Origin of the sequence: Pseudomonas sp. PS01303 (assembly GCF_029959385.1) — a bacterium.
GTDB lineage: Bacteria > Pseudomonadota > Gammaproteobacteria > Pseudomonadales > Pseudomonadaceae > Aquipseudomonas > Aquipseudomonas rustica.
Genome location: NZ_JASCPK010000068.1, coordinates 21,748 through 29,961 on the forward strand (window position 1 = coordinate 21,748; position 8,214 = coordinate 29,961).

Below are 8,214 nucleotides of genomic sequence, written 5' to 3' on the forward strand. Positions count from 1 at the left end.
CAGATCGAATCGCTCGAAGAAACCCGTACGAGTCAGTTAGTTAATGAAATTTTCACATTTGGCGCGTTTGAGAACACGGGGGCTGAAGCGGGGAGTCGCTGCCGATCAACGAACATTGTGATCGGCAGCGAGGGGGAGAGGGGGTCAGCTTAAATCTTCGGCTTGATGGCGCTCAGGCACCTGAGTTGCCTCATCGCCCCACGTGCGATTGACCCGCAGGCCACGAATCACCGCCGGACGATTGGCGATCTCTTCGGCCCAGCGCTGCACGTGGGTGTATTCCTGCGCCGCGAGAAACTCCGCCGCTGAATAAACGTTGTTGCGCACCAGTTGGCCGTACCACGGCCACACTGCGATGTCGGCGATGGTGTAACTGTCGCCGGCCAGATACGGACTTTCCGCCAGACGCCGATCGAGCACGTCGAGCTGACGCTTGGCTTCCATGGTGAAGCGGTTGATCGGGTATTCGAGCTTCTCCGGCGCATAGGCGTAGAAATGGCCGAAGCCGCCGCCGAGATAGGGCGCTGCGCCCATTTGCCAGAACAGCCAGTTGAGCGTTTCGGTGCGTCCGGCCGGATCTTTGGGCAGGAAGGCGCCGAATTTCTCCGCGAGGTAGAGCAGGATTGAACCGGATTCGAACACGCGAGTCGGCGGCTCGGTGCTGTGATCGAGCAGGGCGGGGATTTTCGAGTTGGGGTTGATCTCGACGAAACCGCTGGAGAACTGGTCGCCCTCGTTGATGCGGATTAGCCAGGCGTCGTATTCGGCAGCGGTGTGCCCCAAGGCCAGCAGCTCTTCGAGCAGGATAGTGACCTTGACGCCGTTGGGCGTGGCCAGGGAATACAACTGCAAAGGATGCTTGCCGACCGGCAGGGTTTTGTCGTGAGTCGGCCCGGCGGTGGGTCGATTGATGCTGGCGAACTGGCCGCCGGACGGTGCTTCGTGTTTCCAGACTTTGGGCGGAACGTAGGGCGACTTGCTCATGAAACAGACCTCGTCATCGATGAATGCACGAGGAGGAATATACCCAATCAAGGGTGATCCATGTAAAACCGGACTGCCTGCCACGCTGATGTTAACCGTGCCGCCGCCTTCGCGAGCAGGCTCGCTCCCACAGGGTTCTCGGCCGCACCCAAAATCTCGGTTACATCCCAAATCCTGTAGGAGCCGAGCTTGCTCGCGAAAGCGGTGTGTCAGGCGATGGAGAGGTTGTCTGTGCCGACGCCTTCGCGAGCAAGCTTTGCTCCTACAGATTTCTGTCGGACACAAAGGCCCGTGTACGCCCTAAATCAAATGTGGGAGCGAGCCTGCTCGCGAAAGCGGTGTGTCAGGCAATGAACATGTTGACCTTGCCGCCGCCTTCGCGGGCAAGCCCGGCTCCCACAGGGTTCTCGGCCGTACCCAAAATCCCGATCAAACCACCCGATAACTGTAGGAGCCGAGCTTGCTCGCGAAAGCGGTGTGTCAGGCGATGGAGAGGTTGTCTGTGCCGACGCCTTCGCGAGCAAGCTTTGCTCCTACAGATATTCTGTCGAACACAAAGCCCGTGTACACCCAAATCAAATGTGGGAGCGGGCTTGCTCGCGAAAGCGATCTGTCAGACACAGCTTTCAATTAATGGCGGATATCGCCGCAGAATATATCGACATTGCCGTCAGTCGCGGCCGTGCGCACCACCACGTAATACTCACCGGCCAGCAACGTCGACAACGGCACCGGCGCGCTTCTTGAGAAGGCCCAACCACGCACCGGTTGGCGTTCGGTGTTGACCTTGTCGTTCATCGCATAGGCCACCGGGCCGGGCTGTGCGCAGCTGCCTTTGTTGACGAAGGCGTACAGCCGCAAGGGCAGGGAAGCCCCGTTGGGTGCGCCGCTGATGAAGAAGCTGAAACCGGTGTCCTTGCCCCAGTCGGCGAGCGTGACGTTGCCGATCTGCCCGCTGTTTTGGCGAGTGGCGGTGAGCGTCACATTTGCGCCGGGGCTAGATGAAGAGGCGCAACCGAACAGGCTGGCGACTACCAACAGTGCGGTGAGTGAATGACTGAATTTCATGGCTGGCCTCCGTTAAGAACGAACTGCAACCACTCAGTTAAGCAGATCGTCGGGCGTCTGAAACCGTCGCATCAACCCGACCACCGTTTACCCTCTTCACGCGCGGCTCTTCGGCCGTTGATCCGCCATCTCGTACCACGACGCTTTCGATGTCAGCTCGACGTGCTTCTGATTATCCGAGGTGAAGTGCGTATCCAGTGTGCCCAGCGCCACCGAAACCCAATCGGCAAATTCACCCTGTGCCCGCGACCAGAACATCGACGAGCCGCAGTGCGAGCAGAACTGGCGCACCACCGATTCTGAAGACTGGTAGGACTTGAGGTCTTCACCGCCCTGCAACAGTTCCAGGTTGCCGCGCATCACACTGCCGTAGCTGGCAAATGCTGCGCCGTGGCTTTTGCGGCATTGGCTGCAATGGCAGTGCGAAAGCGCTTTTGGCCGTGAGCGGATCTGGTATTTGACGGCCCCGCAGAGGCAACTGCCGCGGAAGGTTTGGGGTGAAGGTGTGAGCATTATTGTTTTGGTTCTCCATGAAGGATGTACAGCGATCACCGAGGCGCGACTGTGCCTGATTCCGCGCGTTTCGGCGAGTTCGACTTGTATCAAAAATCCACCGGCCAGCGCTGTTTCAGGTGCTCGGTCAAATACTCGATAAACGCTCTGACTTTGGCCGTCATCGCCGCGCGCTCCTGCACGCAGGCGAAAATCTCCATGGGCTCGACAACTGCATGAGTTGCGTCGTCGCGTTGTGCAAACAACGGCAGCAGCTGGCCGTTTTGCAGATACGGAGCCGCGACGAACTCCGCCAGTCGGGTGATGCCGGCGCCGTGGATTGCCATCTGCGTCAGCGCGTCGATGTCGTCGCTGATCGCAGTCGCGTTGATATCAGCGTCGTAACGCTGGCCATCGCGGATAAAACTCCAGCGCAGAAAGCGCCCGTCCAAGGGGTAACGAAACGCCAGGCACGCATGGTTTTGCAGATCGTCAGGCGATTGCGGCCAGCCGGCGCGCTGCAAATAAGCCGGCGCGGCGCACATGATGAAGGGCAGGGACACGATCTTGCGCGCGACGATGCCGTCCTCCAGTTGCGGCTTGATCCGCAAGCTCAGATCGATGCCGTCCTGGATGTGATTGATCTTGCCGTCGGTGGTCGAAAGCTCGATCAGCAGCCGCGGATGTTGCGCGGCGAAACCGGCAATCAGCGGCGCCAGCACATGCCGGCCGAACGCCGAGGTCGAGGCGATGCTCAAGCGACCTTGCAGTTCGCTGTCTTCGCGATTGATCGAACTTTGCGCGGACTCCAGATCCGCCGCGATGCGCTTGACCTTTTCGTAATACACCGCGCCGTTTTCGGTGAGTGCCATGCGCCGAGTAGTACGTTGCAACAGGCGCACACCGAGGTGTGTTTCCAGGCGATTGATGGTCTGGCTGACCGCTGCGGCACTGACGCCCAACGCCTTGGCGGCGCCGACGATAGAGCCGGATTCGACCACTTTGATAAAACTGGCAATCGCCGCTAACAGATTCATCGATGGCCTGCCGGAAGGGGTTGATTCGTAAGTTCTGCTTTATAAAGCACCTGCATTTGGCCGTCTAGTTGAGGGGTCAGGGCTTTGCTAACGTGCCCGCTCCCTGTCAATGGATGGAAAGCCCTATGAATCAAAGAAGCAATGCAGAAGCCGTTTATGTCAGTCGCCGCAAGCTTTCGGCGCGAGCGACGCCGTATGTGTTTGCGTTGTACATGGCGACCATCATGGCTTTTCTGATGTCGCTGGTGATTACCGCCGCCAATTCAGGCATTGATAACGACTACCTGAGTAATGCGCTGCACGCCTACAAGCTGGCGATGCCGGTGGCGTTTCTTTGCATCCTCGTGGTGCGGCCGATCGTGATCAAACTGGTTTCGATGACGGTGCATCCGCATCGTTGACCGTTACTTCGACCACTGCTGGCTGACCGCGCCGTGCAAGCCCTGCACCGGATCCGTTTGCGGAAACGGTAGATTCTTGATCTTCTCCAACTGCTGCGAAGTCGCCGCCTCGCGGCAGATATCGGCATGCTGCCCGGGCGGATAAGCGCCGACCACGAGGAAGTCATCGCTTGACCCCAGGTTGCAATGCCCGGTGCCGGCGGGCAACAGCACCACGTCACCCGCGCTGACTTCAACGGCATGTCCGTTGGGCCCGCCGAGCATCAACCGCGCATGGCCAACGGCAACCCCGAGCACTTCATGGCCCTCGGTGTGGTAGTGGTGATAATCGTAAATCCCGTAGCGCCATTGCGGTGGCCAGCCATTGGCGTTGAAAGTTTGCTCGAACAGCGTGGCAGGGTCGTTGCCTTCGATGGCAATCGCCTGGCGGTAGATTAAAACCGGCAAGCGCGGGTTGTTCGGTACCCATTCGTTGGGTTGGAGCAGCAGGGATTGTGGGGGCGTTTGCATGCTGTGTTCCTCTGCCGAAATTTTGTGTGAATGGCTCTGGCCTCTTCGCGAGCAAGCCCGCTCCCACTTTGCAATGCATTGCAAATGTGGCAACGGGCTTGCTCGCGAATGGCCTGCGGGCTCAATGGTTGGATCGTAAACGAGAAACCGTTTCAAGGTAATCAATCGAAACTTCGCCATCCGCGCGACTGTCCAGACCCTTACACCGGCGAAAAGACGAGGATCGAGATGACAACGACAGTAGGCGATTTTCTGGTTGAGCGGCTCAGCCAATGGGGCGTCACGCGGATTTTTGGTTATCCGGGCGACGGCATCAATGGCGTGTTCGGCGCGCTCGATCGAGCTAAAGGCAAGATTGAATTTGTGCAGGCGCGGCATGAGGAAATGGCCGCGTTCATGGCCTCGGCCCACGCGAAATTCACGGGTGAGCTGGGTGTGTGCATTGCCACGTCCGGCCCCGGGGCTTCGCATTTGATCACCGGGCTTTACGATGCGCGGATGGATCACATGCCGGTGCTGGCCATTGTCGGCCAGCAGGCACGCACGGCGTTGGGCAGTCACTATCAGCAAGAGCTGGATCTGGTGTCGATGTTCAAGGACGTCGCCGGCGCGTTTGTGCAGCAGGCTTCGGCGCCTTCGCAGGTGCGGCATTTGCTCGACCGCGCGGTGCGTACGGCGATTGGCGAACGTCGGGTGACCGCGCTGATCCTGCCCAATGATTTGCAGGATCTCGAATATCAGGCGCCGGCCCGCGCGCACGGCACCGCGCATTCCGGTGTCGGTTACACCAAGCCGAAAGTGCTGCCCTATGACGAAGATTTGCAGCGTGCAGCAGACGTTTTGAACGCAGGCGAGAAGGTCGCGATTCTGGTCGGTGCCGGCGCATTGCAGGCGACCGATGAAGTGATTGCCATTGCCGAAAAACTTGGCGCCGGCGTGGCCAAGGCGCTGCTTGGCAAAGCGGTGCTTCCGGATGATTTGCCGTGGGTGACCGGCAGCATCGGTTTGCTCGGTACGGAGCCCAGCTACAAGTTGATGACCGAGTGCGACACCTTGCTGATGATCGGTTCGGGTTTCCCGTATTCGGAGTTTCTGCCCAAAGAGGGGCAGGCGCGTGGTGTGCAGATCGATCTGCAGCCCGACATGCTCAGCCTGCGTTATCCGATGGAAGTCAATCTGGTCGGCGACGCAGCGGAAACCCTCGCGGCGTTGTTGCCGTTGCTCGAACAAAAAACCTCGGGCAAGTGGCGCAAGAAAGTCGAAGGCTGGCGCGGCAGTTGGGAGAAAACCCTGGAAAAACGCGCGATGGCCAAGGCCAAACCGATCAATCCGCAGCGGGTGGTCTATGAGCTGTCACCGCGAGTGCCGGATGAAGCGATCATCACCAGCGACTCCGGTTCGTGCGCCAATTGGTTTGCCCGCGACCTGAAAATTCGTCGCGGCATGATGTGTTCGTTGTCCGGCGGGCTGGCCTCAATGGGCGCCGCTGTGCCTTATGCGATCGCCGCTAAATTCGCCTATCCCGAACGCTCGGTGATTGCGCTGGTGGGCGATGGTGCGATGCAGATGAACAACATGGCCGAGCTGATCACCGTTGCCAAATACTGGCGGCAGTGGAAGAGCCCGAAATGGATCTGCGCGGTGTTCAACAACGAAGATCTCAATCAGGTGACGTGGGAGCAGCGAGTGATGGAGGGCGATCCGAAGTTCGAGGCGTCGCAGAACATTCCCGATGTGCCGTATCACCTGTTCGCGATTTCCATCGGCCTGAAAGGGATTTTCGTTGATCGCGAAGAGGACGTTGCGGGCGCTTGGGAACAGGCTTTGGCTTCCGATGTGCCGGTGTTGATCGAGTTCAAGACCGACCCGAACGTGGCGCCGCTGCCGCCGCACATCAAGCTCGAACAAGCGAAGAAATTCGCCACGACGTTGCTCAAGGGCGATCCGGACGAGGCGGGGATTCTGGTGCAAACCGCCAAGCAGGTTTTGAGCTCAGTTCTCCCCAGCAAAAAATAACGTCCCCCTGTAGGAGCTGCCGAAGGCTGCGATCTTTTGACGTTGTTTATAAGATCAAAAGATCGCAGCCTGCGGCAGCTCCTACATTGGAGTGTCGTGGTAGGAGGTGATGTTTGATTTTCATTGGGTGTGCCGGCTGGAGTCTCGGGCGTGAGCATTGGCCGGCATTTGCGGAGGAGGGCACGCATTTGCAACGCTATGCGGCACGTCTCAACTGTGTGGAAATCAACAGCTCGTTTTACCGCCCACATCGCCGCTCAACCTATGAACGTTGGGCGGATTCGGTGCCGGAAGGGTTTCGTTTTTCGGTAAAAATGCCCAAGCAGATCAGCCATGAACGCCGATTGTTGGATTGCGACGAAGAACTCGATGAGTTCCTGGCGCAGTGCAGCGGTTTGGCTGATCGCTTGGGCTGTTTGCTGCTGCAATTGCCGCCGTCACTGGCATTTGATGCGGTCAGTGCCGAAGCGTTTTTCAATGCGTTGCGCCAGCGCTTCGACGGCGACGTGGTGCTGGAGCCGCGTCATGAGTCATGGGTGGCTGCCGAATCATTGCTGATCGCTTACCGTATCGCTCAGGCTGTGGTCGATCCGTCGCGCATCAGCAGTGATTCTTCCGCGGTTGGCTGGCAAGGGACGCGGTATTGGCGCCTGCACGGTTCGCCGCGCATTTACCACAGTGCCTACGATGACTCCTGTTTAGAGAGCCTCGCTAGCGTATTGCAGGCCGCCGATGCGCAAGGCGCGGCGACCTGGTGCATTTTCGACAACACCGCCAGCGGGGCCGCGCTAGGCAACGCGTTGGCACTGACGGCGCTGTCTAACGGCTAATCTCAGACCGCGAGATGCTCATACAAAATCGTCGCACCGACGATCATCAGCACCACACCGCCAACGATTTCAGCACGCTTGCCAACCATAGAGCCCAACACCCGGCCGAGCATGACGCCGATGGTCACCATGGTCATGGTCGCCAGACCGATCGCCGCCGCAGCCACCCAGATATTCACGTCGACAAACGCCAGGCCAACGCCCACGGCAAGGGCGTCGATGCTGGTGGCAAACGCGGTGACGGCGAGAATCAGGAAGGAATGCGAACCCGGTTTTTCTTCTTGCTCTTCTTCATGCTTCAGACCGTTGTAGATCATGTGCAGGCCGAGAACCACCAGCAGGGTGAAGGCGATCCAGTGATCCCATTCGGCAACCCATTGGGTCGCGGCCTGGCCGATCAGCCAGCCGATAATGGGGGTGATGGCTTCGATCACGCCGAAGATCAGACCGGTACGCAGGGCTTCCGTGAGGCGCGGTTTGTGCAGGCTGGAGCCTTTGCCGATGGCGGCTGCAAACGCATCCGTGGACATGGCCAGGGCAAGGAAAATGAGGGAAACAGGATTCACGGAGATACTTCCAGTCGGGCTATGAGTCAACGACACAACCACACGCCCGACTTTAGGCATGGATGTGTCGTCGGTCTCACCAACCAAAAGGTGTTCGCACCACGGCATGTTGCCGAGAATGTTGATACGAACGCTTCCGCAGTGCACGGAAACAGGCTACTCCCCAACGAGGTGCGGGATCATAGGCGGTTGGGTATGAAAATTTCGTTAAAACCGCCGCTCAAGCTGATTTGTGGCGAGGGGATTTATCCCCGTTGGGTCGCGCAGCGGCCCCTCTTTGATAAGCAGGGACCGCTGCGCACTCCAACGG

General features: G+C 58.9%; 9 protein-coding genes and 1 riboswitch. Of the genes, 3 read left to right on the forward strand and 6 right to left on the reverse strand.

The genetic code is table 11. From position 1 onward, the window contains the following. Positions 1 to 144 precede the first annotated feature (144 nt). The 4 genes from yghU to QMX93_RS18215 form a co-directional block, all read right to left on the reverse strand. Entirely contained in the window at positions 145 to 984 is an 840-nt protein-coding gene (yghU, locus tag QMX93_RS18200) for a glutathione-dependent disulfide-bond oxidoreductase (protein WP_282357533.1), read from the reverse strand. A gap of 630 nt (positions 985 to 1,614) precedes the next feature. Further along, positions 1,615 to 2,052 (reverse strand): hypothetical protein, encoded by a 438-nt coding sequence (locus QMX93_RS18205; protein ID WP_282357535.1) that lies wholly within the window; start codon positions 2,050 to 2,052, stop codon positions 1,615 to 1,617. A gap of 96 nt (positions 2,053 to 2,148) precedes the next feature. Further along, positions 2,149 to 2,565 (reverse strand): GFA family protein, encoded by a 417-nt coding sequence (locus tag QMX93_RS18210; RefSeq protein ID WP_282357537.1) that lies wholly within the window; start codon positions 2,563 to 2,565, stop codon positions 2,149 to 2,151. 89 nt (positions 2,566 to 2,654) lie between these two features. Continuing rightward, a complete protein-coding gene (locus QMX93_RS18215; RefSeq protein ID WP_212544464.1) occupies positions 2,655 to 3,581 on the reverse strand; it encodes a LysR family transcriptional regulator in 927 nt (308 codons plus the stop codon). Between the two features lie 125 nt (positions 3,582 to 3,706). Here QMX93_RS18215 and QMX93_RS18220 point away from each other — a divergent pair, with 125 nt between their 5' ends. Further along, positions 3,707 to 3,982 carry a DUF2798 domain-containing protein gene (locus QMX93_RS18220; RefSeq protein WP_212544463.1) on the forward strand — a complete coding sequence of 92 codons (276 nt, stop codon included), beginning with the start codon at positions 3,707 to 3,709 and terminating at the stop codon, positions 3,980 to 3,982. 3 nt (positions 3,983 to 3,985) lie between these two features. Here the strand turns inward: QMX93_RS18220 and QMX93_RS18225 are convergent, their stop codons facing one another. Next, positions 3,986 to 4,492, reverse strand: coding sequence for a cupin (locus tag QMX93_RS18225; RefSeq protein ID WP_282357542.1), 507 nt, complete (start codon positions 4,490 to 4,492; stop codon positions 3,986 to 3,988). A gap of 228 nt (positions 4,493 to 4,720) precedes the next feature. Between QMX93_RS18225 and QMX93_RS18230 the strand changes: the two genes are divergently transcribed. Together QMX93_RS18230 and QMX93_RS18235 are read left to right on the forward strand one after the other, a co-directional pair. Next, positions 4,721 to 6,508, forward strand: coding sequence for a thiamine pyrophosphate-requiring protein (locus tag QMX93_RS18230; RefSeq protein WP_282357544.1), 1,788 nt, complete (start codon positions 4,721 to 4,723; stop codon positions 6,506 to 6,508). Between the two features lie 113 nt (positions 6,509 to 6,621). Then, positions 6,622 to 7,338 (forward strand): DUF72 domain-containing protein, encoded by a 717-nt coding sequence (locus tag QMX93_RS18235; protein ID WP_282357546.1) that lies wholly within the window; start codon positions 6,622 to 6,624, stop codon positions 7,336 to 7,338. 2 nt (positions 7,339 to 7,340) lie between these two features. Here the strand turns inward: QMX93_RS18235 and mntP are convergent, their stop codons facing one another. After that, positions 7,341 to 7,904 (reverse strand): manganese efflux pump MntP, encoded by a 564-nt coding sequence (gene mntP, locus QMX93_RS18240; RefSeq protein WP_282357548.1) that lies wholly within the window; start codon positions 7,902 to 7,904, stop codon positions 7,341 to 7,343. A 7-nt stretch (positions 7,905 to 7,911) separates the two neighbouring features. Beyond that, a riboswitch (yybP-ykoY riboswitch) is annotated at positions 7,912 to 8,081 on the reverse strand. Positions 8,082 to 8,214 lie beyond the last annotated feature (133 nt).